General features: G+C 61.2%; 24 protein-coding genes. 17 read left to right on the top strand and 7 right to left on the bottom strand.

The genetic code is table 11. The features are described from left to right. Positions 1 to 85: 85 nt before the first annotated feature. The 9 genes from M5B98_RS11745 to M5B98_RS11705 all read left to right on the top strand — a co-directional run bounded on the left by M5B98_RS11745 (position 86) and on the right by M5B98_RS11705 (position 7,688). Positions 86 to 1,213 carry a branched-chain amino acid ABC transporter substrate-binding protein gene (locus M5B98_RS11745; RefSeq protein ID WP_085712959.1) on the top strand — a complete coding sequence of 376 codons (1,128 nt, stop codon included), beginning with the start codon at positions 86 to 88 and terminating at the stop codon, positions 1,211 to 1,213. Between the two features lie 231 nt (positions 1,214 to 1,444). Beyond that, entirely contained in the window at positions 1,445 to 2,368 is a 924-nt protein-coding gene (livH, locus tag M5B98_RS11740; protein ID WP_085712958.1) for a high-affinity branched-chain amino acid ABC transporter permease LivH, read from the top strand. Further along, a complete protein-coding gene (locus M5B98_RS11735) occupies positions 2,365 to 3,621 on the top strand; it encodes a high-affinity branched-chain amino acid ABC transporter permease LivM (protein WP_114881719.1) in 1,257 nt (418 codons plus the stop codon). The genes livH and M5B98_RS11735 overlap by 4 nt, the downstream gene beginning before the upstream one ends. Further along, a complete protein-coding gene (gene livG, locus M5B98_RS11730; RefSeq protein WP_085712956.1) occupies positions 3,618 to 4,385 on the top strand; it encodes a high-affinity branched-chain amino acid ABC transporter ATP-binding protein LivG in 768 nt (255 codons plus the stop codon). The genes M5B98_RS11735 and livG overlap by 4 nt, the downstream gene beginning before the upstream one ends. Beyond that, the gene (locus tag M5B98_RS11725; protein WP_003222380.1) at positions 4,386 to 5,087 is read left to right on the top strand and encodes an ABC transporter ATP-binding protein; all 702 of its coding nucleotides are present in this window, start codon (positions 4,386 to 4,388) and stop codon (positions 5,085 to 5,087) included. It begins immediately after the preceding gene. A 157-nt stretch (positions 5,088 to 5,244) separates the two neighbouring features. Next, positions 5,245 to 5,553 carry a DUF2282 domain-containing protein gene (locus M5B98_RS11720; protein WP_085729915.1) on the top strand — a complete coding sequence of 103 codons (309 nt, stop codon included), beginning with the start codon at positions 5,245 to 5,247 and terminating at the stop codon, positions 5,551 to 5,553. A 25-nt stretch (positions 5,554 to 5,578) separates the two neighbouring features. Next, entirely contained in the window at positions 5,579 to 6,466 is an 888-nt protein-coding gene (locus M5B98_RS11715) for a DUF692 domain-containing protein (RefSeq protein WP_248742782.1), read from the top strand. Next, complete coding sequence (locus M5B98_RS11710) at positions 6,463 to 7,218, top strand: DUF2063 domain-containing protein (protein ID WP_248742781.1); 756 nt, start codon at positions 6,463 to 6,465, stop codon at positions 7,216 to 7,218. Before M5B98_RS11715 ends, M5B98_RS11710 begins: the two co-directional genes overlap by 4 nt. After that, positions 7,215 to 7,688, top strand: a complete 474-nt coding sequence (locus M5B98_RS11705; protein ID WP_248742780.1) for a DoxX family protein — start codon at positions 7,215 to 7,217, stop codon at positions 7,686 to 7,688. Before M5B98_RS11710 ends, M5B98_RS11705 begins: the two co-directional genes overlap by 4 nt. Here the strand turns inward: M5B98_RS11705 and M5B98_RS11700 are convergent. Beyond that, positions 7,679 to 8,593, bottom strand: a complete 915-nt coding sequence (locus M5B98_RS11700) for a LysR family transcriptional regulator (RefSeq protein ID WP_119427244.1) — start codon at positions 8,591 to 8,593, stop codon at positions 7,679 to 7,681. The two genes, M5B98_RS11705 and M5B98_RS11700, sit on opposite strands and share 10 nt — an antisense overlap. A 103-nt stretch (positions 8,594 to 8,696) precedes the next feature. Between M5B98_RS11700 and M5B98_RS11695 the strand changes: the two genes are divergently transcribed. From M5B98_RS11695 to M5B98_RS11685, 3 genes are all read left to right on the top strand, one after another. After that, entirely contained in the window at positions 8,697 to 9,296 is a 600-nt protein-coding gene (locus M5B98_RS11695) for a short chain dehydrogenase (RefSeq protein WP_085712951.1), read from the top strand. A gap of 59 nt (positions 9,297 to 9,355) precedes the next feature. Next, on the top strand, positions 9,356 to 10,009 hold the full coding sequence (locus M5B98_RS11690) for a COG3650 family protein (RefSeq protein WP_119427242.1): 654 nt from the start codon (positions 9,356 to 9,358) through the stop codon (positions 10,007 to 10,009). A 95-nt stretch (positions 10,010 to 10,104) separates the two neighbouring features. After that, positions 10,105 to 11,718: an NAD(P)/FAD-dependent oxidoreductase gene (locus M5B98_RS11685; RefSeq protein ID WP_085729908.1), complete on the top strand. Its 1,614-nt coding sequence runs from the start codon at positions 10,105 to 10,107 to the stop codon at positions 11,716 to 11,718. A gap of 138 nt (positions 11,719 to 11,856) precedes the next feature. Here the strand turns inward: M5B98_RS11685 and M5B98_RS11680 are convergent, their stop codons facing one another. Then, the gene (locus M5B98_RS11680; RefSeq protein ID WP_248742779.1) at positions 11,857 to 12,951 is read right to left on the bottom strand and encodes a PLP-dependent cysteine synthase family protein; all 1,095 of its coding nucleotides are present in this window, start codon (positions 12,949 to 12,951) and stop codon (positions 11,857 to 11,859) included. A gap of 246 nt (positions 12,952 to 13,197) precedes the next feature. Here M5B98_RS11680 and nhaA point away from each other — a divergent pair, with 246 nt between their 5' ends. The 4 genes from nhaA (at position 13,198) to M5B98_RS11660 (ending at position 16,265) form a co-directional block, all read left to right on the top strand. Further along, on the top strand, positions 13,198 to 14,385 hold the full coding sequence (gene nhaA / locus M5B98_RS11675) for a Na+/H+ antiporter NhaA (protein ID WP_085729906.1): 1,188 nt from the start codon (positions 13,198 to 13,200) through the stop codon (positions 14,383 to 14,385). 121 nt (positions 14,386 to 14,506) lie between these two features. Then, the gene (locus M5B98_RS11670; protein WP_248742778.1) at positions 14,507 to 15,733 is read left to right on the top strand and encodes an S-type pyocin domain-containing protein; all 1,227 of its coding nucleotides are present in this window, start codon (positions 14,507 to 14,509) and stop codon (positions 15,731 to 15,733) included. Positions 15,734 to 15,740: 7 nt separating this feature from the next. Further along, the gene (locus tag M5B98_RS11665; RefSeq protein ID WP_248738102.1) at positions 15,741 to 15,986 is read left to right on the top strand and encodes a colicin E3-like toxin immunity protein; all 246 of its coding nucleotides are present in this window, start codon (positions 15,741 to 15,743) and stop codon (positions 15,984 to 15,986) included. Positions 15,987 to 16,013: 27 nt separating this feature from the next. Next, positions 16,014 to 16,265 (top strand): pyocin S6 family toxin immunity protein, encoded by a 252-nt coding sequence (locus tag M5B98_RS11660; RefSeq protein WP_248742777.1) that lies wholly within the window; start codon positions 16,014 to 16,016, stop codon positions 16,263 to 16,265. A 74-nt stretch (positions 16,266 to 16,339) separates the two neighbouring features. Here M5B98_RS11660 and M5B98_RS11655 read toward each other — a convergent pair whose 3' ends face one another. Next, a complete protein-coding gene (locus M5B98_RS11655) occupies positions 16,340 to 16,804 on the bottom strand; it encodes a glycine zipper 2TM domain-containing protein (protein ID WP_065261914.1) in 465 nt (154 codons plus the stop codon). 168 nt (positions 16,805 to 16,972) lie between these two features. Between M5B98_RS11655 and M5B98_RS11650 the strand changes: the two genes are divergently transcribed. Beyond that, complete coding sequence (locus M5B98_RS11650; RefSeq protein ID WP_085712943.1) at positions 16,973 to 17,209, top strand: hypothetical protein; 237 nt, start codon at positions 16,973 to 16,975, stop codon at positions 17,207 to 17,209. Between the two features lie 5 nt (positions 17,210 to 17,214). Here M5B98_RS11650 and pdxH read toward each other — a convergent pair whose 3' ends face one another. The 4 genes from pdxH to M5B98_RS11630 form a co-directional block, all read right to left on the bottom strand. After that, positions 17,215 to 17,862: a pyridoxamine 5'-phosphate oxidase gene (gene pdxH, locus M5B98_RS11645; protein ID WP_114881709.1), complete on the bottom strand. Its 648-nt coding sequence runs from the start codon at positions 17,860 to 17,862 to the stop codon at positions 17,215 to 17,217. A gap of 24 nt (positions 17,863 to 17,886) precedes the next feature. Further along, positions 17,887 to 18,984 carry an OmpA family protein gene (locus tag M5B98_RS11640; protein WP_248742776.1) on the bottom strand — a complete coding sequence of 366 codons (1,098 nt, stop codon included), beginning with the start codon at positions 18,982 to 18,984 and terminating at the stop codon, positions 17,887 to 17,889. A 113-nt stretch (positions 18,985 to 19,097) separates the two neighbouring features. After that, positions 19,098 to 20,243 (bottom strand): serine hydrolase domain-containing protein, encoded by a 1,146-nt coding sequence (locus tag M5B98_RS11635; protein WP_085712940.1) that lies wholly within the window; start codon positions 20,241 to 20,243, stop codon positions 19,098 to 19,100. A 94-nt stretch (positions 20,244 to 20,337) separates the two neighbouring features. Next, positions 20,338 to 22,695: a beta-galactosidase gene (locus M5B98_RS11630; RefSeq protein WP_248742775.1), complete on the bottom strand. Its 2,358-nt coding sequence runs from the start codon at positions 22,693 to 22,695 to the stop codon at positions 20,338 to 20,340. Between the last annotated feature and the right edge of the window lie 79 nt (positions 22,696 to 22,774).

The following is a 22,774-nucleotide window of genomic DNA, read 5'->3' as shown; positions in this document are numbered from 1 at the left end:
GGACGGTATCGCGAAGATACCCAGCCCGGTTCTGCTGCTACGGCGTCAGGACTCTAAAAAAATACAACAGTAAGAGTGGAGCACTATGACTAAGGCTACTAAGCAGATTTCCAAACTGTTTGCCGCTATGGTACTGGCCGGGGTTGCCAGCCATTCGTTCGCAGCTGACACCATCAAGATCGGTATCGCCGGCCCTAAAACCGGCCCGGTAGCCCAGTACGGCGACATGCAGTTCAGTGGCGCCAAAATGGCCATCGAACAGATCAACGCCAAGGGCGGCGTCGACGGCAAGAAGCTCGAAGCCGTTGAATACGATGACGCTTGCGACCCGAAACAAGCGGTAGCCGTTGCGAACAAGGTCGTCAACGACGGCGTCAAGTTCGTGGTCGGTCACCTGTGCTCCAGCTCCACCCAGCCTGCTTCGGACGTTTACGAAGACGAAGGCGTGATCATGATCACCCCGGCTGCCACCAGCCCGGACATCACCAGCCGTGGTTACAAAATGGTGTTCCGCACCATCGGTCTGGACAGCGCCCAGGGCCCTGCCGCCGGTAACTACATTGCCGATCATGTGAAACCGAAAATCGTTGCTGTCCTGCACGACAAACAGCAATACGGCGAAGGCATCGCCACCGCCGTGAAGAAAACCCTGGAAGGCAAAGGCGTCAAGGTTGCTGTGTTCGAAGGCGTGAACGCCGGCGACAAAGACTTCTCCTCGATGATCTCCAAGCTCAAGCAAGCCAACGTCGACTTCGTCTACTACGGCGGCTACCACCCGGAGCTGGGCCTGATCCTGCGTCAGTCCCAGGAAAAAGGCCTGAAAGCCAAGTTCATGGGTCCGGAAGGCGTGGGTAACGACTCCATCTCGCAGATCGCCAAGGACGCATCCGAAGGCCTGCTGGTGACCCTGCCGAAGTCCTTCGACCAGGATCCGGCCAACCAGAAGCTGGCTGAAGACTTCAAGGCGAAGAAAGAAGACCCGAGCGGCCCGTTCGTGTTCCCGTCCTACTCGGCGGTTGAAGTGATTGCCCAGGGTATCACCGCTGCCAAATCCGAAGACCCTGCCAAAGTGGCCGCCGCCATTCACGCAGGCACCTTCAAGACCCCTACCGGCGACCTGAGCTTCGACGCCAAGGGCGACCTGAAGGACTTCAAATTCGTGGTCTACGAGTGGCACTTCGGCAAACCTAAAACCGAAGTTTCGCCTCAGTAAGGCGCTGCCTGACTGACTGCCAATAAAGCCCACGGCGTGCCGTGGGCTTTGTTTTACGAATGTATTGGGCCGCGCTGGCGTGATCCGCCAGTCTCCCCACCTGAAAATCTCAAAACCGTCATCAGCGGTTCGCTGGCAAAACCCGGATTCGAAGTGGATAAAGATCCACGGGGCCGGGCGGGAAAATGACTCCACCAGTGAAATGCGTATCAGGTTTTTAGGAGCGCTGTAATGCCTGACATCTATCACTTCTTCCAACAGCTGGTTAATGGCATGACCATTGGCAGCACGTATGCCCTGATCGCCATCGGCTATACGATGGTCTACGGCATCATTGGAATGATCAACTTCGCCCATGGCGAGGTGTACATGATCGGCTCCTACGTGGCATTCATCGCCATCGCCGGGCTGTCCATGATGGGACTCGACAGCGTTCCGCTGTTGATGACCGCCGCTTTTCTCGCAACCATCGTCGTGACCAGTGCCTACGGTTACAGCATCGAACGGGTCGCCTACCGCCCCTTGCGCGGCAGCAACCGTCTGATCCCGCTGATCTCCGCCATCGGTATGTCGATCTTCCTGCAGAACACGGTTCTGCTGGCGCAAGACTCCAAGGACAAATCCATCCCCAACCTGATCCCCGGCAACTTCTCCATCGGGCCAGGTGGCGCACATGAAGTGCTGATTTCCTACATGCAAATCGTGGTGTTCGTGGTGACCCTGGTCGCCATGCTCGGCCTGACGCTGTTCATCTCCCGCTCTCGCCTGGGCCGCGCCTGCCGCGCCTGTGCCGAAGACATCAAGATGGCCAACCTGCTGGGCATCAACACCAACAACATCATCGCCCTGACCTTCGTCATCGGTGCTGCGCTGGCGGCCGTCGCGGCCGTGCTGCTGAGCATGCAATACGGCGTGATCAATCCGAACGCCGGTTTCCTCGTCGGCCTCAAGGCCTTCACCGCCGCGGTACTGGGCGGCATCGGCAGCATCCCCGGCGCCATGCTCGGCGGACTGGTGCTCGGTGTGGCGGAAGCCTTTGGTGCCGATATCTTCGGCGACCAGTACAAGGACGTCGTGGCGTTCGGCCTGCTGGTTCTGGTGCTGTTGTTCCGGCCAACCGGCCTGTTGGGTCGTCCGGAGGTTGAGAAAGTATGACTAGGAATCTTAAACAGGCGCTGTTCAGCGCCCTGCTGGTGTGGGCGGTGGCCTACCCGGTACTCGGTCTGAAGCTGACCATCGTCGGCATCAACCTCGAAGTGCATGGCACCAGTACCTCGACACTGATCACCATCGCCGTCTGCTCGGTGTTGATGTTCCTGCGCGTGTTGTTCGACCAGCAGATCGGTGCGGCGTGGAAGTCCTCGCCGAGCCTGCCGAAGATGCCGGCCAAGGCCAGCAGCTTCCTGACCCTGCCGACCACCCAACGCTGGATCATCATTGCGTTGATCATCGGTGCACTGGTCTGGCCGTTCTTCGGTTCTCGCGGCGCGGTGGATATCGCGACGCTGGTGCTGATCTACGTGATGCTCGGCCTGGGCCTGAACATCGTGGTCGGCCTGGCAGGCCTGCTCGACCTCGGTTACGTCGGCTTCTATGCCGTCGGTGCCTACAGTTATGCGCTGCTGTCGCACTACTACGGCCTGAGCTTCTGGATCTGCCTGCCGATCGCCGGACTGATGGCGGCCACCTTCGGCTTCCTGCTCGGTTTCCCGGTACTGCGCCTGCGCGGTGACTATCTGGCGATCGTGACGCTGGGCTTCGGTGAAATCATCCGTCTGTTCCTGCGTAACCTCACCGACATCACCGGCGGCCCGAACGGCATCAGCAACATTCCCAAGCCGTCGCTTTTCGGATTGACCTTCGACAAGACGGCCGCAGAGGGGATGCAGACCTTCCACGAGTACTTCGGCCTGACCTACAACCCGGTGAACAAGGTGATCTTCCTTTACCTGATCGCGGTGTTGCTGTCGCTGTTCGCGCTGTTCGTCATCAACCGCTTGCTGCGCATGCCCCTGGGCCGTGCCTGGGAAGCGTTGCGCGAGGACGAGATCGCCTGCCGCGCGCTGGGTCTGAACCCGACGATCATCAAGCTCTCGGCGTTCACCCTGGGCGCCTGCTTCGCCGGTTTCGCCGGCAGCTTCTTCGCCGCCCGTCAGGGTCTGGTGACGCCGGAGTCCTTCACCTTCATCGAGTCGGCGACCATTCTCGCCATCGTGGTGCTGGGCGGCATGGGCTCGCAGCTGGGCGTGGTACTGGCGGCGGTCGTGATGATCCTGTTGCCGGAAATGATGCGTGAGTTCAGTGAGTACCGCATGCTGATGTTCGGCGCCCTGATGGTGCTGATGATGATTTGGCGACCTCAAGGTCTGCTGCCCATGCAACGTCCTCACATGGAGCTGCGCAAATGAGCCGCGAGATCCTGAAAGTCGAAAATCTGAGCATGCGCTTCGGCGGCCTGCTGGCGGTCAACGGCGTGGCCCTGACCGTGAAAGAGAAACAAGTGGTGGCGCTGATCGGGCCTAACGGCGCGGGCAAGACCACCGTGTTCAACTGCCTGACCGGTTTCTACAAGCCGAGCGGCGGCAGCATCAAGCTCGATGGCGAGCCGATCGAAGGCCTGCCAGGCCACAAGATCGCCCTCAAGGGCGTGGTGCGTACCTTCCAGAACGTGCGGTTGTTCAAGGACATGACGGCGGTCGAGAACCTGTTGATCGCCCAGCACCGTCACCTGAACACCAACTTCCTGGCCGGCCTGTTCAAGACCCCGGCGTTTCGCAAAAGCGAGCGCGAGGCCATGGAGTACGCCGAGTACTGGCTGGACAAGGTCAACCTCAAGGAGTTCGCCAACCGTCCGGCCGGCACCCTGGCCTACGGTCAGCAGCGTCGTCTGGAAATCGCCCGCTGCATGATGACCCGTCCACGGATCCTCATGCTCGACGAACCGGCCGCCGGTCTGAACCCGAAGGAAACCGAAGACCTGAAGGCGCTGATCAGCGTGCTGCGTGAAGAGCACAACGTGACCGTGCTGCTGATCGAACACGACATGAAACTGGTCATGAGCATTTCCGACCACATCGTCGTGATCAACCAGGGCACGCCTCTGGCCGACGGCACACCGGAACAGATTCGCGACAATCCTGAAGTGATCAAAGCCTACCTGGGGGAAGCGTAAATGCTGCAGTTCGAAAACGTTTCCACCTTCTACGGCAAGATCCAGGCCCTGCACAGCGTCAACGTCGAAGTCCGCCAGGGCGAGATCGTGACGCTGATCGGTGCCAACGGTGCCGGCAAGTCCACGCTGCTGATGACGCTCTGCGGTTCACCGCAGGCCCACAGCGGCAGCATCCGCTACATGGGTGAGGAACTGGTCGGCCAGGACTCATCGCAGATCATGCGCAAGAGCATTGCCGTGGTGCCGGAAGGCCGTCGGGTGTTTGCCCGACTGACCGTCGAAGAGAACCTGTCCATGGGCGGCTTCTTCACCGACAAGGGCGACTATCAGGAACAGATGGACAAGGTTCTCGGACTTTTCCCGCGCCTGAAAGAACGCTTCAACCAGCGTGGCGGCACCATGTCCGGCGGCGAACAGCAAATGCTCGCCATCGGCCGGGCGCTGATGAGCAAGCCGAAGCTGCTGCTGCTCGACGAGCCGTCGCTGGGCCTGGCACCGATCATCATCCAGCAGATCTTCGACATCATCGAACAACTGCGCAAGGACGGTGTTACGGTGTTCCTGGTCGAGCAGAACGCCAACCAGGCGCTGAAAATCGCCGACCGTGCGTACGTTCTGGAGAACGGCCGGGTGGTGATGCAAGGCACCGGTGAAGCGCTGCTGACCGACCCGAAAGTGCGCGAGGCGTACCTCGGCGGTTGATCAATTGCGTTAAACAGAAAACGGCCTTCGGGCCGTTTTTTTTTACGCTTTGAAAATTATTTTGCGATCGCTGTAACGCATCGTCAGGTCGTTTCTCTAGAGGGGTAAGCAAGCGCACATCGCTTGTTCCAACCCAAGTTGAAACCGGAGAAACATCATGACTGCTACCACCCGCACCCTGTCCGCCACCGCCCTGGTTCTGGCCCTTGGTTCTGCTCTGAGCATGGCCGCCGTTTCGACCGCCCAGGCTGCCGACAACAGCAACATGGAAAAATGCTTCGGCGTGGCCATGAAAGGTCATAACGACTGCGCCGCCGGCGCCGGCACCACCTGCGCAGGCACGGCGAAAATGGATTACCAGGCCAATTCCTGGAAGTTCGTTCCGAAAGGCACCTGCACCACCACCGAAAGCAAGACTTCGCCGACCGGTTTCGGTCAGATGGAAGCCTTCAAGGCCAAGTCCTGATCCACGGCCTGCCCGAGTGACGATCATGATCACTTCCTGCGACCATGCCTCCCCCCGCACTCGGGCAGCCCTCACCGGGCTCCCGCCCCGTGCCGGGCTGGGGCTCAAGACCGGGCACTTTCGTGAAGTGCTCGGCTCTCTACCGGACATCGGTTTCTTCGAAGTCCACGCCGAAAACTACATGGTGGCCGGCGGCCCGTTTCATCACTTTCTGGGTTTGATCCGCGAGGCGTATCCGTTGTCGTTGCATGGTGTCGGCCTGTCCATCGGTGCCGAAGGCCCGCTGGATGTGCAACACCTCAAACGCCTGAGCGCGCTGATCGAGCGTTATCAACCCCACTCCTTTTCCGAACACCTGGCCTGGTCGACTCACGGCCCGGTGTTTCTCAATGACCTGTTGCCCCTGGCCTACGACACGCCGACGCTGAATCGCGTTTGCGATCACATCGACCAGGTGCAGAACACCCTCAAGCGTCCGATGCTGCTGGAAAACCCGGCGACCTATCTGGCGTTCGAGCGCTCGACGATCGACGAAGCGGATTTCATCCGTGAAGTCATCCGGCGCAGCGGCTGCGGTCTGTTGCTGGACGTGAACAATGTCTACGTCTCGTGCATCAACCATCAACGCGACCCTCTGGCTTACCTCGACGCACTGCCCTTGCACGCGGTGGGCGAGATCCATCTGGCGGGGTTTGCCGAAGATTCCGACAGCCTCGGTGATCGCTTGCTGATCGACGATCACGGTGCACCGATCGATCAGGACGTCTGGTCGTTATATCGCCAGGCGCTGGAGCGCGTCGGCCCGGTGGCGACGCTGATCGAACGGGACAATCAGGTGCCGGCCTTCGACGTACTGATGGCCGAGGCGCAACAGGCCGACGCGCTTCTGCTTTGCGCAGGAGGTCGGCCATGAGCAACCAAGCCGTGTTCAGCGCCGCACTGCTCGATGTCGGCCTGCCCTGCCCCGACGGATTGTGCAGCGCCAACGGGGCCGATCCGGCCAGTCGATTCGCGGTGTACCGCAACAACGTGCAAGGCTCGTTGAGCAATGCACTGGCCGACAGTTATCCCGTGGTGAGGCAGTTGGTGGGAGAGGAGTTCTTCCGCGCCATGGTCGGCGTTTTCATTCAAAACCACCCACCACGAAGCCCGTTGATGAGCGACTACGGCAGTGATCTGGCGGACTTCATCAGCGGATTCGAGCCAGCGTCGAGCGTGCCTTATCTGGCCGATGTCGCGCGGCTGGAGCGCTTGCGCACGCTGGCCTATCACGCCGCCGATGCATTGCCGTTGAGCCAGGAACAGATTGCTGCCTTCGCCGATCAAGAGGCTCTGAGCAATCTGCGAATCGGTCTGCATCCTTCGCTGCATGTGCTCGATTCAGCCTTTGCCGTGGTGGATATCTGGGCCGCGCACCAGCAAGACGCCACTTTGGCCGGCATCGAACTGAATCAGGCCCAGCACGCGCTGATCCTGCGCAACGGCCTGGAGGTCGAGGTGTTCGCCGTGGATCCCGGCGTCAACCCGTTCATTCGCCAGCTCAAGGCCGGCCTGTCACTGACCGAGGCGCTGGAATCCGCAGAAGCCTTCGATCTCAGCCAGACCCTCGCCCTGTTGATCAGTCGCCACGCCATCACTCACTTACATCACAAGGTTTCGCCATGAACAACCTCATTGCCCGCGCCATCGCGCTGCTGGAAAAAATCCCGCACAGCCTGATCGCCTTCATCGCGCGTTTCTCCATTGCGGCGGTGTTCTGGAAATCCGGGCAGACCAAGGTCGAGGGACTGGCCATCGACCTGATCGACGGCACATTCCAGATTGGCTGGCCACATCTGGCGGACTCGACGATTCCGCTGTTCCAGAGCGAATACCACGTGCCGCTGCTGTCACCGGAAATCGCCGCGCACATGGCGGCGTTCGCCGAGCACTTTTTCCCGATCCTGATCCTCGTCGGCTTCGCTACGCGATTCTCGGCGCTGGCGCTGCTCGGCATGACGCTGGTCATCGAGCTGTTCGTGTATCCCGATGCCTACCCGACCCACGGCACCTGGGCTGCAGTGTTGCTGTACCTGATGGCCACTGGCCCGGGCAAACTGTCGATCGATCATCTGATCGCCCGACGTTACCGCTGAAGCCGATCCAGGGCCTCACCGCTGCGCTTGAACCAGTCGATCAGATAATCCGCCAGCACTTGAGTGCGCTTCGGCAGCCCGCCCTGATACGGATGCACCAGGTACATCGGCATGCGCCGGGTCTGAAAATCCCGCAGGAGCCAGCGCAATCGGCCGTCAGCCAATTCCGTCTGCAGCAGATAGGACGGCAGGCGGGCGATGCCGGCGCCAGCGAGTGCAGCCTTTTTCAGCAAACTGTAGTGATTACTGGCGAACGGCCCCGATACCCGCACCCGCAATAACTCATGCTGTTGGTGATAGAGCCACTCCTCGCGACCGCCGTAGTGACTGTTGAGCAGGCAACGATGTTCGGCCAGCGCCTGGGGTGTCAGCGGTTCGCCGAAACGCTCAAGGTAGGCCGGACTGGCGCAGGTCATTTCCTGCCAGGCCAGCAAAGGCTTGGCCACCAGACGCTCGTCGTTGGCGACGTCGGTACGGATCGCCAGATCAAAGCCATCGCGGGAGAGATCGCGGTAGCTGTTGTTCAGCTCCAGCTCGATCTGCACTTCAGGGTATTTCTGCGAAAACTCCAGCACCAGTCCGTCGAAGAAGGTTTCCCCCAGCGACACCGGCACCGTCATACGCACCGGGCCTGCCATGTCGTCCTTCAAACGCGCCAATGCCTGACGCGCTCGCTCCACCTGGACGACAAGCGCCTGGGCCTGTGGCAACAGCGCCGCACCGGCCGCCGTCAGGCTGAGCCGACGGGTGGTGCGTTGCAGCAGCACCACGGAAAACTGTGCTTCCAGCTGACTGATGCGCTTGGACAGTTGCCCCTTGCTGCACCCCAGTTGCTGCGCCGCCAGGGTAAAACTGCCGGCCTCGATCAACACCGCGAACGCCGCCAGATCATCCATCTCGCTCATGGATTGTTTCCATTTGAAAACCAAAGGTTGCCCATTAGCGCGCTTATCAGTGGAAAAAACCACTCTAGACTGAAAGCTCGTTCAATCACTTGAGGCAAGCACGATGAAAATTCTGTTGATCGGTGCCGGCGGCACCATCGGTTCGGCCGTGGATAAAGAACTGTCGCAGCGTCACGAAGTCATTCGCATCGGTCGCAGCAGCGGCGATTTCCAGGTGGATATCAGCGACAGCGCGTCGATTCGCAAGCTGTTCGAAAAGACCGGCAAGTTCGACGCCCTGGTCTGCGCCGCCGGCAACGTGACCTTCGCCCCGCTGGGTGACATGAATGAAGACAGCTTCGCCCTCGGCCTCAAAGACAAACTGATGGGCCAGGTCAATCTGCTGCTGATCGGCCGTGAATTCGCCAACGACGGCGCATCGTTCACCTTCACCACCGGCGTCCTCAGTCACGACCCGATCCGCAGCGGTGCTTCGGCGGCACTGGTCAACGGCGCACTGGACAGCTTCGTCCGAGCCGCCGCCATCGAACTGCCACGTGGCCTGCGCGTGAACTCGATCAGCCCGACCGTGCTGGTGGAAGCCATGGGCAGCTACGCCCCGTACTTCCGCGGCTACAAGCCGGTTCCTGCGGCGGATGTGGCATTGGCCTACGCCAAAAGTGTCGAAGGCCTGCAGACAGGTCAGACATTTCACGTGGGCTAAACCCTTGTGATGAACGGTCAGCCTGCGTAACGTGGCGGCACTTGTCTGGAGAGCCGAAGATGCGTGTTGCCCGTTCCTTGATCGTTGTTGCCCTGCTCCCTCTGTTTGCCGCGTGCCAGTTGTTCGACGGTGCGCGGACCAGCGCCTCCCACGTCGGCCAGACGCGGATGCAGGGGCAACTGACCGCTGCCGACGGCAAACTGGTGTTTCAGTCGTGCGGCGAGCAGCGCCAGTACGTGGTCAACGACATCGGCGGCACCAGCATTCTGCAAGAGGCCGCCACCCTGGCCGATCAGCAGGGCAAGCTGTTCGCCGACGTGCGCGGGAAGATCGCCGGTGACCGTCTCGACCTGACCCAGTTGTACCGCGTCGAACGTTCCGGCACTGCCTGTGACGACCCCAACTTCAAGCAGCTGATCCTGCGCGCCGCCGGCCATGGCCCGGAATGGAACGTCAAGGTCAGCGGCAAAGGCATGGTCATCGATCGCGAAGGCCAGCCACCGCTCGCCGTGCCTTACGTCGAAGAGCAATTGGGCGACGGTCGTTTCAACCTCAGCAGCGAAGCCAACAACCAGCGCATCGAGCTGTGGGTGGCGCCGCAACGCTGCGTCGACAGCAACACCGGCAGCGTGCAGCACATGAGTGCCGAGCTGCGCATCGACGGCAAGGTGCAGCGCGGTTGCGGGTATTTCGGCGGTTCGCGCAACGACTGATCGTTTTACCCTCACGGGATCCGGCCGTTGCGGCTTATAATCGCCGCCTTCAAACGCCCTGGCGCAGTTGTGCGCCCCGCGAACCGGATCCTGTCATGTTACGAATCACTGAACTCAAGCTGCCGATCGACCATCCCGACGAAGACCTGCGCGCCGCCATCGTGCAACGCCTGGGCATCGCCAGCGATGACCTGCTCGATTTCACCTTGTTCAAGCGCAGCTACGATGCGCGCAAAAAGTCTTCCGAACTGTGCTTCATCTACACCATCGACCTCGAGGTGCGCGACGAAGCCAAGGTGCTGGGCAAGTTCGCCGATGACCGCAACGTCAACGTGGCGCCGGATGTCAGCTACAAATTCGTCGGCCAGGCGCCAAGCGACCTGAGCCAGCGCCCGATCGTGGTCGGTTTCGGCCCGTGCGGGATCTTCGCCGGCCTGCTGCTGGCGCAGATGGGCTTCAAGCCGATCATCCTCGAACGCGGCACCGAAGTGCGCCAGCGCACCAAGGACACCTGGGGCCTGTGGCGCAAAAGCGTGCTCAACCCCGAGTCCAACGTGCAGTTCGGCGAAGGCGGCGCGGGCACGTTCTCCGACGGCAAGCTGTACAGCCAGATCAAGGATCCGAAATTCCTCGGCCGTAAAGTCCTGCACGAGTTCGTCAAGGCCGGCGCGCCGGAAGAAATCCTCTACGTCAGCAAGCCGCACATCGGTACGTTCCGTCTGACCGGCATGGTCGAAACCATGCGTGAAGAGATTCGTGCGCTGGGTGGCGAAGTTCGCTTCCAGGAGCGCGTCACCGACGTGCTGATCGAAGACGGCCAACTGGTCGGCGTCGAGCTGGCCAGCGGCGAAACCCTGCATTCGAAACACGTGATTCTGGCGCTGGGCCACAGTGCCCGCGACACCTTCCGCATGCTCCACAGCCGTGGCGTGTTCATGGAAGCCAAGCCGTTCTCGGTGGGTTTCCGCATCGAGCACCCGCAATCGCTGATCGACCGCGCGCGACTGGGCAAATACGCCGGTCACCCGAAACTCGGCGCTGCCGACTACAAACTGGTGCACCACGCCAAGAACGGCCGTTCGGTCTACAGCTTCTGCATGTGCCCGGGCGGCACGGTGGTGGCGGCGACTTCCGAGCCGAACCGCGTGGTCACCAACGGCATGAGCCAGTACTCGCGTAACGAGCGCAACGCCAACTCCGGCATCGTCGTCGGCATCACCCCGGAAGTCGATTATCCGGGCGGCCCGCTGGCCGGGATCGAGTTGCAGGAGCGTCTGGAATCCCACGCTTTCATCCTCGGCGGCAGCGATTACAAGGCGCCGGCGCAACTGGTCGGCGACTTCATCAACGGCACGCCGTCTACCGAGCTGGGCGAGGTTGAGCCTTCGTACAAGCCGGGCGTGGCGCTAGGGGATCTGGCCCTGGCCTTGCCGGACTTCGCCATTGAAGCGATCCGTGAGGCGTTGCCGGCGTTCGAGAAGCAGATTCGCGGTTATTCGCTGCACGATGCGGTGCTGACCGGGATCGAGACGCGGACTTCGTCGCCGCTGCGGATCACGCGCAACGAGTCGCTGCAGAGCATGAACGTCAAAGGTCTGTTCCCGGCCGGTGAAGGCGCGGGTTATGCGGGCGGGATTCTGTCGGCGGGCGTTGACGGGATCCGGATTGCCGAAGCGGTGGCGCGTGACATCCTGGGCCTCGAGGCCTGATACGCCATACCTGAAGCAATGCAAAAACCTGTGGGAGCTAGCCTGCTCGCGATAGCGGTTTGACCTTCAACAGAAATGTTGACTGGTCTACCGCCATCGCGAGCAGGCTCGCTCCCACATTGATTTCAGCGTTTTGCTTTAGATATTGGCGCGCAGCACCGAGGCCGGCAACGCCTCTCCCTTCTCGGCACTCGCCGCCACGGCCGCCATCAATCCCTCCAGTTCGTAGCCCTGCGCCTTGAGCCACGCCTGATCGTAATAGGTGTCTGCGTAGCGTTCGCCGCCATCGCACAGGATCGCCACGATCGACCCCGACTCCCCCGCCGCTTTCATCTGCTGCGCCGCCATCAGCGCGCCGATCAGGTTGGTGCCGCTCGACCCGCCAACATGCCGCCCCAGACGCTGCGCCAGGTAATGCATGGCCGCCAGCGACAAGGCATCCGGCACCTTGACCATCGCATCGATTACCTTCGGCAGGAACGAAGCTTCCACCCGTGGCCGGCCGATGCCTTCGATCCGCGAACCGTGGTCCAGACGCAGGCTGGCATCACCGGTCTGGTAAAAGTCGAAGAACACCGAACGCTCGGCATCGGCGCACAGCACGCGGGTGCAGTGCTGGCGATAACGCACGTAACGACCGAGGGTCGCGGTGGTGCCGCCGGTGCCGGGGCTGGAAATCAGCCACGCCGGGCACGGGTGCTGCTCGTAACGCATCTGCTGGAAGATCGACTCGGCGATGTTGTTGTTCGCCCGCCAGTCGGTGGCGCGTTCGGCGTAGGTGAACTGGTCGATGAAGTGGCCGTCGTGTTCCCGGGCCAGGCGTTCGGATTCGGCGTAGATCTGCGTCGGATCGTCCACCAGATGACTTTTGCCGCCATAGAAGGCGATCTGGGCGATCTTTTCCTTGGAGGTGGTCGCCGGCATTACCGCAATGAACGGCAACCCGAGCATCCGCGCGAAGTACGCTTCGGAAATCGCCGTCGAACCGCTGGAGGCCTCGATCACCGGCGCGCCGGGCTTGAGCCAGCCGTTACACAAGGCATAGAGAAACAGCGAACGGGCCAGACGATGCTTGAGGCTGCCGGTGGGATGGCTGGATTCGTCCTTGAAGTACAACTCGATGCCCGGAAACCCCGGCAGCGGCAAGGGGATCAGGTGGGTGTCGGCGCTGCGCTGGAAGTCCGCTTCGATGATCCGGATGGCTTCGCGGGCCCACTGTCGGTTGTCGCTCATGGCTGTTGTTCTCGTTGAATCGGGCAGAAGTGCCTTCACAGGCTTAGCCCCCAAGCTTAGGAAAAATCCCACCGCACTGACAGATACAGCTGAACTTCAATACCGTCGGCAACTGCTAGGCTCTGCTGCAGGTCTGGCATGCGCCTTGTAACCATATATAACAAAAAAGAATATAACTTTTGTTTTAACAACTAACAGTACGGGTTAGGGTGTCCCACCTTTTGACTTTATCGATGGAGAGCGACCTTGCCTCTGCGTAGCACTTTCACGCGTTTCTTTCAGTTGGAAGCTGCCAGCGGTCTGTTACTGATCGCCGCGGCCATCCTGGCTCTAATCATCAACAACTCGCCACTGTCGTGGCTGTACACCGGCCTGCTCGACACCCCGGTGGTCGCGCAGATCGGCGCATTGAAAATCGCCAAACCCCTGCTGTTGTGGATCAACGACGGCCTGATGGCGCTGTTCTTCCTGCTCATCGGCCTGGAAGTGAAGCGCGAAGTGCTCGACGGCCAGCTGTCGAAACCGTCGCAGATCGTCCTGCCCGGCGCAGCGGCCATCGGCGGCATGCTGGTGCCGGCGCTGATCTACTGGTTCCTCAACCGCGACAACCCGGCCGCCCTCGACGGCTGGGCGATTCCCACCGCCACCGACATCGCCTTCGCCCTCGGCGTGCTGGCCTTGCTCGGCAAGCGAGTGCCAGTGTCGCTGAAGCTGTTCCTGATGACCCTGGCGATCATCGACGACCTTGGCGCCATCGTGATCATCGCGATCTTCTATTCCGGCGAACTCTCGACCCTGTCGCTGGGTCTGGCGGCGGCGTGCATTGCGGCGCTGGTGGCGATGAACCGGCTCGGGGTAGTCAAGCTCGGGCCGTACATGATCATCGGGTTGATCCTGTGGGTCTGCGTGCTCAAGAGCGGTGTCCACGCGACGCTGGCCGGCGTGACCCTGGCGTTCTGCATTCCGCTGCGCACGAAAAACGCCGAACCTTCGCCGCTGCTGACCCTGGAACATGCGCTGCACCCATGGGTGGCCTACGGCATCCTGCCGCTGTTCGCCTTCGCCAACGCCGGTTTGTCGCTGACCGGTGTGACCGCCGAAAGCTTCACCCACCACGTACCGATGGGCATCGCCGTCGGCCTGTTGCTGGGCAAGACCATCGGCGTGTTCGGCCTGACCTGGCTCGCCGTGAAAACCGGCATCGCCGCCCTGCCCCAGAACGCCAATTGGGGTCAGGTGCTGGGCGTGGCGATACTCTGCGGGATCGGCTTCACCATGAGCCTGTTTGTCGGCTCGCTGGCCTTCGTGCCGGGTGCCAGCGAATACGCCGGAATGGACCGGATGGGCATTCTCACCGGCTCGGTGTTCGCCGCATTGATCGGTTATGCGGTGACCCTGGCGGCGAGCAGAAAGAACACCGCGCTACCTTCCTGATGCCGTAGCGAACAATCCCCACGTCTTTAGAGACGCGTCCTACAGCCACGCTTTTCCTGCTTCGTTAACGTCGTGCAGCCCCTTTCGAGGGGCTGCCGATGCATGAACGAAAGGACAATCAGTGGCTGGTCAAAAGGACATTCCCCGGGTTCCCAACCCACCGGCAGGCGACGGGCATCACGTCACCTACCGCTACCTGACAGCCACCGAGCTGGCCGATCAGGACGAGCGACAACACAAGTACGACGCCATGCTGGCGAGACAGGATGCTTTCGAACGCAGCCGAGAGGTCGCGGCGAACAAGCCTGAACCGGTACGCGCCGGCTGCACATTCGCCAAGTCCTGCAAGTTGCCGGACGCGATCATCGATTACGCGAATCCTTCGGGGATGGTGCCGACGGACAGCCTGAAGGATTACGGCGAGGTCGTCTGGCTCGGTGCTCGTGAAGTTGACGATGCAGGCCTGCTGAATCTTGAAACCATCAGCGGCAGCACGGTTTCACTCGAAATCGGCAGACTTGCACTCAGGGCACCGGCACTCGCGCTTCCAACGATCACGGCACTCGGGGCGGGCGGAGCTGCCTTACTCTCGGGCCTGGTCGCTGCGCTCTGGACGCCAACCCTCGGCGACAGCGCCCTCTACACCGAAGACCAGTTGCGCGCCCTCAAACAGGCTCGAACCCGCGTGCGCTTGCACGTCGAACAGCAGGCCGACGGCAGCCTCAAGGGTTACGGCTTCTACACCGGCAAGAACCGCGACTGGGAAATGGTCGATGTCGTGCAGTTCACTGCACGCGATAACCGGTTTGTCGCAGACCTTGGCGAAGGCATCGAACTGATCTGGACACCCGCCGTGGACGGCTCCGACATCCTCGGCATCCCTGCGCTGGAAGCCGCTCCGCAGGCACCGCATATCTGGGTGTACCCACCGACGAAAGCGGCGGACGGGATTCTGGTGAACCCGGTTTATCCGCCGGAGTATCGGGATTTCATATTGGTGTTTCCGGCAGGCTCGGGAGTAAAACCTTTATACGTTGTACTGAACACATCACGCAAAGGCTTGGCACCTGCAGGCCATAGCTACCATAAACCGCCGAAGACAGACCAAATCACCGCATTTCCAGACCTGAAAAAAGTTAAAGACATGAATCCGGTTCAGGGTGGAGGAGGACTTCGCAAGCGCTGGACTGATGCTAAGGGAAAGAAAATTTACGAATGGGACTCAAGACATGGAGAGTTAGAAATGTACCGAAGCGATGGAACTCACCTGGGAGCCTTCGATCCCTACACAGGTGAGCAACGCGAAGGGCCTATAAAAGAAAGAAGCATCAAAAAAAGATATCTGTGAGGAAGAAATGGGACTGGAACTAAGACTGGAGTGGTACAACACAGCAACCCAGCAATTCCAAGGCGAGGAGTCGTCGAAAGATCTGGGGGATGATGAATCAGTACTGAATGCCTTAGGCATTCCTGTGGAGGGCAACATCAATAATGGCAGCTTCAACGTCGTCGAAAAGTGGGTTGCGACCATTCAGCCGTACTTTCAACATCAAATCGCTCTGAGTATCAACGACTATCAAATTTCGTTTGACTACAGTTAATACCGACAGACAGGCTGATTGACCTTAATGCGCTACCTTTCGATCACCGGCTTCTTCCCTGATGAAGTTCAAGACGACTCTTTGCAATTCGAGCTGGATATCACGGGTAGTGAGATGAATGAAAAAGTTGCCCAGCTCTCAGAATCCAAACCTCTTAGCGAGGTTGAGCCAGGCGAGTTGTTGTTGAATCAAGATCAGATAACCGCTCTAGAGAACCTTTTAAACGTCAGGCTCCCAAAGGATTTGGAATACTTTGTGGGCACCCGTGCCGAATATTGATCGTCAATTCGAAGGCAAATAAAAAACCCCGACCAGTCACCTGATCGGGGTTTTCCTTTACCGCTCGTTCCCGCTTAGTGCGAAACGCGGCTGGTCCCGCCGACAGTCGAAATCCGCACGCGCTCACCGACGCGGAACACTTCATTCTCCTGCACTTGCTGCACGTAGGCGCGCATGCTGCCGTCGTCTTCGCGCACGGTGATTTCAACACCCTGGGTACGGGTCAGGCCTTCTTCGGTGGCAGAACCGATCAGGCCGCCGGCCACTGCACCGATAACGGCTGCAACGATGCTGCCTTTACCGCCGCCGATGGCGCTGCCGCCGACACCGCCGACCACTGCACCGGCTGCGCCGCCGATCGGGGTCTTGGTGCCTTCGATTTTCACCGGACGCAGGGATTCGATGGTGCCCATGCGAATCGTCTGCACGCGACGCGCTTCGTCACGGGAGTAGGAGTCACCGGTCAGGCTCGATTGGCAGCCGGCAAGCAACATCGCCATCGTGGAAAAGGAAGCAACCAGCAGAACAGACTTACGCATAGGATCAACTCCAAAGGACAGGTATTCATTAAACTCCGCAGCTTGACGCCTGTCACGGCGCCGCCCGGATAAATTTGGTTTCATTCAGGCCCGGTACAGGGCCTCCACGAACTCACCCAACAGTAGCGCCAAAATACAAAGCTTGCGCCGCCGACCCCAAGGATTTTCATGGATTACTTCATCATTGTCGTCACAACCGTCGCCGGTTTGTACTTCCACTGGTGGTTGTACGTGCGGATCAAACGCTGGATGGACCGCGATCTGGCATTGTCGCTGGCCGGCAAGGATGAAGGCAAACGCGCCTACATGCTCGAACGGCTGGCGCAAGCCCGATCACAGAAGATCAGGCGTCGGGACCTGCCGAAGTGGCTTGAGGCCGCTGCGGCAGGCTATCCCGCTCGGTAGACTGCTTAAGGTGCCAGACGTTCAAGAATCCAGTCGGCGCCCTGCAAACGGTAGTTGAGGCGATCGTGCAGACGGCTGGCGCGCCCCTGCCAGAACTCGATGCGCTCCGGCAGCAAACGGTAACCGCCCCAGTGTTCCGGGCAGTCAGGCTGGGTGTCGGTGAAACGCTGCTCGGTGGCCTTGAGCAAATCTTCCAGTTCACCCCGGCCGTTGATCACCCGGCTCTGCGGTGAAGCCCAGGCGCCCAGACGACTACCCAGCGGACGCACCTGATAATAGGCGTTGGACTCCTGCGGCGTGACCTTCACCACTCGCCCTTCGATGCGCACCTGACGCTCCAGGGTCGGCCAGAAGAACGTCATGGCCGCGAACGGATTCGCGGCCAGATGCTGGCCCTTGGCGCTTTCGTAGTTGGTGAAGAAGGTGAAGCCCTGCTCGTCCAGGCCCTTGAGCAGCAGAATGCGGCAGTGCGGACGCCCGTCCGCATCGACCGTGGCCAAGGTCATGGCGTTGGCCTCCACGGGCGCCTGCTCGGTTTTCACCGCGTCGGCGAACCACTGGTGGAACAGCGCAAAAGGCTCGGCCGGGGCTTGCGCCTCGGTCAGGCCGTCCCGGGTGTAATCACGACGCATATCTGCCAGAGCCTGGGTCATGGCGCATTCCTTTTCGTTAGCGGATCACTGTTTTGCCGCGTCGGTCGCCGCGACTTTCTTGTCGCTGGCGGCGGCTTTGGCTGGAGCGGTTTTCTTCGCCGGGGCCTTCTTCACTGGAGCCTTGGCTGCGGCCTTCTTGGCCGGTGCCTTTTTGCTGGCCGGAACAGCGGCTTTCTTCGCCGCAGGTGCCGGAGTCACAGGCTTGGCGACTGGCTTGACGTCTTGGGCCGCGACCATGGTCACCGGCTTCGGTGCCGGCATGTTGTACTTGCTCAGAAGCGCGACCATGGTGTTTTGCGGGGTCACCAGCAGTTCGACGCGACGGTTCAGGGCACGACCTTCAACGCTGTCGTTGGCCGCACGCGGGGCATCGGCGCCCATGCCGCGCAACATCAGGCGATCACGCTGCAAGCCGCTGAGGCGGAAGATTGCCGCCACCGACTGGGCACGTTCCTGGCTCAGTTTGGTGTTGTCTGCCGCGACACCGGCGTTGTCGCTGTGGCCCAGCACCAGGACCGCGGTTTTCGGGTCGGCTTCGAGGATCTTGGCGATATTGGTGAACGGGCTCAGGGTTACCGGCAACAGCATGGCCGGGCGTTTCGGGTTGAACGAACCTTCAACCGGCGCGGTTACCACGAGGACGTTTTCACGGCGCTCGAATTGCAGGTTGCTGCCCTTGATCGCCTCACGCAGGCGCGGCTCGTAGTCGTCGAGCCAGGCCTGGGTCACTTTCGGGTCGGGCATTGGCACGGCTTTGGCGGTGTCCTGGGACTTGCCGCCGAACGGCCACCACCACTTGCTGCCGGTATCGGCATCAGCCTTGGCGACAACGGCAGGCGCGGCTTGCGGTTTGACTTCGGGCTTCACGTCGGCCTTGGCCTTGTCTGCCGAATCGTCGGAGCCGAACGGCCAGTACCAGTGGCTGCTGCTCTCGGTCTTGGCGACAGGGGCGGTAGCGGCGGGTTTCACCGGTGCTGGCGCTGGAGCCGGCTCCTTGGCCGCAACCTTGTCGGAGGAACCGAACGGCCACCAACTGCCGCCATCGGCGTCATTCTTGGGAGTCTGAGCGCAACCGGTGATCGCGAAACACAGGGCCAGAGCGAGAGTTTGTTTGGACGACATTGGAAACCCACAAAAATTAGTAATGGACTATCAGAGGACTTTCGCCCGGATAAACAGACGCTTTGAATCGAAAAGCCGAATGAGGTTCCGGCCCTGGAACCTCCAGTAACGTTTTACAGACAAGTGGCAAGTACCCGCGCCAGCTTCTGCGCGCGCGGATCCATCAAGACGTACGGCCCCAGGGTATTTGTCACAAATCCGAAGGCCACATCGTGCTCCGGATCAGCAAAACCGATGGAACCGCCCGCCCCCGGATGCCCGAACGCCCTTGGGCCCAGGCCATAGGTGGCGTTCGGCACGTCAGGCTGATCGAGCATGCAACCGAGACCGAAACGGGTTCGCGTCAGCAAGGTCTTGTCCTCGCCGAGGCTGTGTTCCCGGGTCAGTTCGTCGAGCATTTCGCTTTCCAGCAGGCTGCCGTCGAGCAGACCGGCGTAGAACCCGGCGAGGCTGCGCGCATTGCCGTGGCCGTTGGCCGCCGGTTGCTGCATGCGCCGCCATTCCGGTTTGTTGGTGCTGGTGAGCACCGACGGCGGATTGGTGAAGGCACGGGTGGTCATGGCGGTCGGCTCACGCATGGTCACTTGCAGCAGGCGCTGGGCGGCGGCATCGCCGACATTGCCTTTGCCACGGGCGATATGCGCGACGCGGTAAAACTCTTCGTCGGCCAGGCCGACATGGAAATCCAGCCCTAGAGGTTTGGCGACTCGGGCCACGATGGATTCACCCGGGCCGCGACCGTCGGCCCGCCGCAGCAACTCGCCGATCAGCCAGCCGTAGGTGATCGCGGCATAACCGTGACCGGTGCCCGGCGTCCACCACGGGGCTTCCGCCGCGAGGGCGTCGACCATGGTCTGCCAGTCATACAGGGCTTCGGGGGCCAGCAATTCGCGCAGGGCCGGCAGCCCGGCCTGATGGCAAAGCAGTTGGCGCAGGGTCACGGATTCCTTGCCGGCAGCGGCGAATTCCGGCCAGTAACGGGCGACCGGCGCATCGAGTTGCAACTTGCCTTCTGCCACCAGTTGCAGCGCGGTGACGGCGGTGAAGGTCTTGGTGCAGGAGAACAGGTTGGCGATGGTGTCGCTGTGCCAGGCTTCGCTGCCGTCCTTGTCGGCGGTGCCGGCCCAGAGGTCGAGGACGGTTTCCCCGCCGACCCGGATGCACAACGCGGCGCCACGTTCCTGGGGATCGTCGAACAGTGCCGCGAAGGCTTCGCGCACCGCTTCGAATTGAAGCTCGTAATGTCCCTGAATCTGCACCCGCAACTCCCCCGCGAAAACGCTCTACAAAGTGGCCCGCATTGTTCCAGCCCTTGAGGGTTTTGGGAACAGCGGCGGGCCGGGCGGTCCTGCCTTAATGGCCGTTGCCGGAATGCCCGCCGGTATGGCCGGCGCCCTGCCCCGGGCCTTTGCCGGCCTCGCCCTTGCGGCCGCCTTCGGTCTCGTGACCGGCCTTGTCCGCCGCCGCAGCGGCTTTCCCGGCTTCTTTGCCGAGCTGATCAAGGGTCGCCAGATTGCTCTTGCGCACCGTTTCGACGAAACCCTGATACGGCAAGTCAGTCACGCCAACCAGACCGAAGTGACCGTTTTCGCCATCGAGCAGACGTCCGGTCACCGGTTGATCGAGGTACTGGAACCAGTGCACGCCGACAATCGACGGTTCACTCAGCGCCTGCTTGAGGAAATTGGCATAAGCCGGGCCACGATCCTCTTCCTTGTTCAACGGCGTCACGCCGCCCCAGAACGGGCCACGATCGGTCGAACCGAAGTTGAACTCGGTGATCAGCACCGGTTTGTCGAGGCTGCGCAGCGCGGCGAAGTCATAACCGTCCTGCGGTTTCAGGGTGTACATGTTGAAGCTCAGCACGTCGCAATACTGCGCGCAGGAGGCCACGGCTTCCGGGGTGCTGATGGCGAAGCGACCGCCCAGCAGCAACTGGTTCGGCGCATGCCATTTCAGCGAATCGGAAATGGTCTTGAAGTAGGTGTCGGCGAAGACCTTCTGGAAGTATTTGAAGTCAGCCTCGATTTCCGGGTGCTCCGGATTCGGCAGCGGCGCCTCGAAACCCGGGTCTTCCATCAACTCCCACGCCGGCAGATCGATACCCCAGGCCTTCGACAGCCCCGCCTGATTGCGATACTTGTCGCGCAACTGCTTGAGGAACGCACGCTTGGCCGGGACGTCGGTGGTCATTTTCAACGTGCCGTAGGCCAGCGCGTAACGCGACTTCGGATCATCACCGGGACCGGCCCAGGCCAGTTCGTTGTCGGCGAAGTAGCCGATCAGCCACGGATCGTCACGGTGATCCCGGGCGGCAATCGCCACGGCGCGCTCGGTGGCCATGGCGAAACGCGGATCGAACGGGTCAGGCATGCCGCCCCACCAGTCGTTGCCGGTGCTGATGCTGGTGTAATCGCCGACGATCGACAGCGGCAAGGTGTACGGCACGCGCTCGGCGTCGCCCAATTGCGGTGCGCTCCAGTTGCCGACGGTGTTGAAGCCCCACGCCTGCAGGCGGTCGAGGGTGTGGCTGGCCCACTTCTGTTCGTCAATGGCGGCCTTGCACGGCGCAGTGGGCGCTTTCTCGGAGGCCGCCGGAGTCGCGCAAGGTTCGCCGTACAGGCGCTGCAGATTGGCACCATAGAAGTCATACCAGCGTCCGTTGCCGTAGCCACGGCCCTGATCGGCCCCGTTGCCACCACGGTTGTCGCCTTCACCGAAGTGAATGGCCAGTGGCTCGTCGGGTTTCGGCAGGGACTCGAACATGTATTCGCGACCAGCCACGTAGGTCTGGTTGACCTCGGGGCTGACGGTGTTCACGCCCAGGGAATAGAACGGATGCCCCTCCGGCGTCACCAGATACCAGCGACCGTCGAGTTTTTCGGTGCGGAAGAAGCCGCTGGCCTTGAACGTCGGGCCTTTGTTCAAGCCGCCGAACTTGTCCAGCGACGACTTCTCGCGCTCGGCCAGCCAGGTTTTCAGCTGTTGCTGTTCCCTGGCGGCGGCGGATTTCAGTTGTTCGTCATTGGCGACTTTCTCCGGCCATTTGCTGCGGGTCGACTGACCGTAGGCATCCACCAGATTGCCGTAGGCGGCTTTGATCACCTCGCCCTCGTCTTGCACGCCAAAGCGCTCCAGCAACAGACTTTGCGCGGCTTTCGGTTGATCCATCGACAGGCTGACGGATACCACCTGGCTGCGATCCAGCTCGCCGGAACTGCTGGCCAGCAGGATGCGCTGCCCGTCGATGGTCATCGGCATCAACGGCCCGGCCTTCATGCCCTGGCTCAGCGGCGAAGTGGCGGTCAACGGCACGAGCAAGGTCTGCGCCGGTCCGGCCGGCAGATCGACGCGGCTGACCAGGGTCTTGCCGTCGTTGCTCTGGATCTGTACGTAAACGGTCACCGCCCAGTTCATCGCGCTCTGGATGCGCAGGCTCATCATCCCGGACTGCGACCAGTCCCAGGCACCGGTCTGCGGCGTCAGGCGCAGGGTCGGACGCGCCACCGGGTTGAAAGTCACCCGGCGCAGCACTTCGCCCTCGGGCGTCTGTTCGGCGTTGGCTTGTGGCAGGTCGGCGTTTTCGGTCGCCACTTTCACCACGTCGGCGGGTCGGACAAAGTTGAACAAGGTCTGCTGCCCGGCAGGTGCCGCCAGCAAAGGCGCAGCGAAAACCAGGGCAAAAAGGGCAGGCAACGAACGACGAATCATGAGAACGGATTTCTCCCTAACGACCAGCAATGGCCAATGGAAAAGCGATGGCGTAGAGATAGACAACGCGGCGGGCAAA

It is taken from the genome of Pseudomonas sp. MWU12-3088 (assembly GCF_023242405.1).
GTDB classification, from domain to species: domain Bacteria; phylum Pseudomonadota; class Gammaproteobacteria; order Pseudomonadales; family Pseudomonadaceae; genus Aquipseudomonas; species Aquipseudomonas kribbensis.
Note: the sequence above shows the minus strand (reverse complement) of the source record. Positions and strands in the feature narration are given on the sequence as shown.

What these genes read in the sequence shown, in the direction of transcription:
- M5B98_RS11640 (WP_248742776.1), bottom strand. Translation starts at nt 18,984, where the DNA reads ATGTCGTCCAAACAAACTCTCGCTCTGGCCCTGTGTTTCGCGATCACC.
- M5B98_RS11665 (WP_248738102.1), top strand. Translation starts at nt 15,741, where the DNA reads ATGGGACTGGAACTAAGACTGGAGTGGTACAACACAGCAACCCAGCAA.
- M5B98_RS11745 (WP_085712959.1), top strand. Translation starts at nt 86, where the DNA reads ATGACTAAGGCTACTAAGCAGATTTCCAAACTGTTTGCCGCTATGGTA.
- M5B98_RS11725 (WP_003222380.1), top strand. Translation starts at nt 4,386, where the DNA reads ATGCTGCAGTTCGAAAACGTTTCCACCTTCTACGGCAAGATCCAGGCC.
- M5B98_RS11655 (WP_065261914.1), bottom strand. Translation starts at nt 16,804, where the DNA reads ATGCGTAAGTCTGTTCTGCTGGTTGCTTCCTTTTCCACGATGGCGATG.
- M5B98_RS11705 (WP_248742780.1), top strand. Translation starts at nt 7,215, where the DNA reads ATGAACAACCTCATTGCCCGCGCCATCGCGCTGCTGGAAAAAATCCCG.
- M5B98_RS11700 (WP_119427244.1), bottom strand. Translation starts at nt 8,593, where the DNA reads ATGAGCGAGATGGATGATCTGGCGGCGTTCGCGGTGTTGATCGAGGCC.
- livG (WP_085712956.1), top strand. Translation starts at nt 3,618, where the DNA reads ATGAGCCGCGAGATCCTGAAAGTCGAAAATCTGAGCATGCGCTTCGGC.
- pdxH (WP_114881709.1), bottom strand. Translation starts at nt 17,862, where the DNA reads ATGACCCAGGCTCTGGCAGATATGCGTCGTGATTACACCCGGGACGGC.
- M5B98_RS11685 (WP_085729908.1), top strand. Translation starts at nt 10,105, where the DNA reads ATGTTACGAATCACTGAACTCAAGCTGCCGATCGACCATCCCGACGAA.
- M5B98_RS11720 (WP_085729915.1), top strand. Translation starts at nt 5,245, where the DNA reads ATGACTGCTACCACCCGCACCCTGTCCGCCACCGCCCTGGTTCTGGCC.
- M5B98_RS11690 (WP_119427242.1), top strand. Translation starts at nt 9,356, where the DNA reads ATGCGTGTTGCCCGTTCCTTGATCGTTGTTGCCCTGCTCCCTCTGTTT.
- M5B98_RS11715 (WP_248742782.1), top strand. Translation starts at nt 5,579, where the DNA reads ATGATCACTTCCTGCGACCATGCCTCCCCCCGCACTCGGGCAGCCCTC.
- M5B98_RS11660 (WP_248742777.1), top strand. Translation starts at nt 16,014, where the DNA reads ATGCGCTACCTTTCGATCACCGGCTTCTTCCCTGATGAAGTTCAAGAC.
- M5B98_RS11695 (WP_085712951.1), top strand. Translation starts at nt 8,697, where the DNA reads ATGAAAATTCTGTTGATCGGTGCCGGCGGCACCATCGGTTCGGCCGTG.
- M5B98_RS11680 (WP_248742779.1), bottom strand. Translation starts at nt 12,951, where the DNA reads ATGAGCGACAACCGACAGTGGGCCCGCGAAGCCATCCGGATCATCGAA.
- M5B98_RS11735 (WP_114881719.1), top strand. Translation starts at nt 2,365, where the DNA reads ATGACTAGGAATCTTAAACAGGCGCTGTTCAGCGCCCTGCTGGTGTGG.
- M5B98_RS11710 (WP_248742781.1), top strand. Translation starts at nt 6,463, where the DNA reads ATGAGCAACCAAGCCGTGTTCAGCGCCGCACTGCTCGATGTCGGCCTG.
- M5B98_RS11630 (WP_248742775.1), bottom strand. Translation starts at nt 22,695, where the DNA reads ATGATTCGTCGTTCGTTGCCTGCCCTTTTTGCCCTGGTTTTCGCTGCG.
- M5B98_RS11650 (WP_085712943.1), top strand. Translation starts at nt 16,973, where the DNA reads ATGGATTACTTCATCATTGTCGTCACAACCGTCGCCGGTTTGTACTTC.
- livH (WP_085712958.1), top strand. Translation starts at nt 1,445, where the DNA reads ATGCCTGACATCTATCACTTCTTCCAACAGCTGGTTAATGGCATGACC.